The following is a 2,024-nucleotide window of genomic DNA, read 5'->3' as shown; positions in this document are numbered from 1 at the left end:
GACGACCGCGCAATGCGCGTTCCGCTATAGTTCATGGAATTCCTGTCGCGTTCTGGATCAAGCGCGCCGTAAACCGAAGTGGCGTCGATTACGCGGTGACACCGAACCATGCCTGCCTTTTGAAGGCATGGCAAGGAAGGCTATATCGCACTGTGTAGCTTTGGAGGCTGCGATTTGGCGGGAAATACGGCAATGCCCCTCGACCAACAATATATGGGCACCACGATTAGTCGCTAAAATATCAAATGAATTTGGGAACTTAATCCATATCAATCCGCTTACAGTCTATCGGTGACATGTGTGGCGCGTCACCGGCTGAGAGACCTCGTGCTCCCGCTTCTAGGGAGGACATATGCTGTCAGGATCGTGCGTGCTGGTCGTCGAGGACGACCCGCTGATTGCGATGGTGATTTGTGATAATGTGGACAGTGTAGGCGGCACAGTCGCCGGGCCGTTTTCAACGGTCGGTGAGGCTCTAACTTTCCTGACTCAGGCGAAGATTGACGCTGCCATTGTAGACGCAAATCTCCGGGATCGCGACGTCACGCCTCTCGCACTTTTCCTGATGGAAACCGCAATACCCTTCATAGTGTACAGCGCTGCGGGCCTTCCTCCAGAGCTGCACGCGCAGCATCCCGACTTGCCGCTGGTCATGAAGCCAGGAAAACCGTTGGAAAGGCTTTTTGCGCTCCTTCGGAACGGCGCTACTGACGCATTATGACGGTGATCCCTTCCATCATCATTCAAGTCAAAATCCGGGCACCGAACTAATTCTTGAAAAGCAATCTGGCAGAGTAAGTAAATTTTTGGAGAAACTCTGCATCGCGCGAATTTTCGTCGAGGGATGTATTGCGTCATTTCCGAGGTTCAAGCGGGCTCGCCCATTTATTCTGCCATTCATCCAAAGCCTCGTTCAGCTTTTGGATGTCGGCATTGGAGAGATTCGTGCCGCGAGCCAGTTTCTCCCGTGCTGCACCGAGAAGCGCGGTCAAACGTTCAAGGCATTGGGACGGATTACCACCTACCCTGTCTTTCGCGCGGATAAGCATATCGGCAAGATCGATGGCGGAAGTGGACGGGCACATATGCGTCTCTCCTGTATTTTCGGGAGCGCATGTGTCTCTCAGCCACTGCGATTTGCGCAGCGATTAGCTGCCATACCATAGTCACAGCGACACAACTAATCCGATTGACGTTCCGCAGCTTCGAAGATCGCTCCCGAACCCCTGATTTAAGGGGCGTGGATGAATTCGGCGCGCTGAATGAGCGGGATGGATGGATTACTGTCATGCTCCTCCCGTAAACGGGAGAGGAAACAAGGTCCTTTCTGGTCGACAGCCATTTGGCAGCTATTTCCGCCCGCAACCATTTTCCCAGCTCGGGAAAAGGACAGACAGCTATCTGCCACTATCTCGCATCCAAAATCGGCAGGCGGACCGGTCACACTTTTGGATGGAAAATCGGCGGCTGAACCGGTTACCAGGGACGGAGCCGACAAGCCGAGGTGCCGGGGTGTCCCAGGCCTGTCGCTCTTCATTTATTCTGTTCCAGGACATTGGCCGTATCGGCGACATACATCATTCTTCAGACAGCCGAATTGATGCAAGGACTATCGGGAGATGTGCTAGGATGACGCATCACCCATATAATGCCGCAGGCATTTCGTGACAGAGAGACCATCGTGCTCCCGCCTGCTTTCGGGAGAGAGTGATGACTCTGCAACATCAATGCACGCCCTTGGATAAAACCTGCTGGCTACGTCCATGACGAAGCGTACGAGCAGCACATCCGTGACATTCAGGGCGCCTTTCCAGTTACCAGGACTTGGGTTCCTGCCTGCAGGTACCTATGCACTCGATACCGACGAAGAGGCTTTTGCAAGCAATACAGGGACGGTCTATCAGTGGGTTTCGACTGATCTGCCCCCCGCTGAGTGGCCCAGAGACTATGATAGTCTGGACCGCGAAAGGGACATTGAATGCCGAGCAAGAAGCACAAGCCGGAAGAGATCATCGGCAAGCTGC

The 2,024-nt window shown here is 54.0% G+C and carries 2 protein-coding genes; one reads left to right on the top strand and one right to left on the bottom strand.

Translation table 11 applies throughout. From position 1 onward, the window contains the following. Window positions 1-370 precede the first annotated feature (370 nt). Complete coding sequence (locus A0U87_RS26055) at window positions 371-721, top strand: response regulator (RefSeq protein WP_010339354.1); 351 nt, start codon at window positions 371-373, stop codon at window positions 719-721. A gap of 133 nt (window positions 722-854) precedes the next feature. On the opposite strand, the gene A0U87_RS26050 is transcribed toward A0U87_RS26055, so the two are convergent. Further along, on the bottom strand, window positions 855-1,085 hold the full coding sequence (locus A0U87_RS26050; RefSeq protein WP_125999339.1) for a hypothetical protein: 231 nt from the start codon (window positions 1,083-1,085) through the stop codon (window positions 855-857). Window positions 1,086-2,024 lie beyond the last annotated feature (939 nt).

This window comes from Sphingobium sp. MP9-4 (assembly GCF_005281675.1).
GTDB lineage: Bacteria > Pseudomonadota > Alphaproteobacteria > Sphingomonadales > Sphingomonadaceae > Sphingobium > Sphingobium yanoikuyae.
The sequence above is the reverse complement of the archived record's forward strand: the minus strand, read 5'-3'. Positions and strand labels throughout refer to the sequence as shown.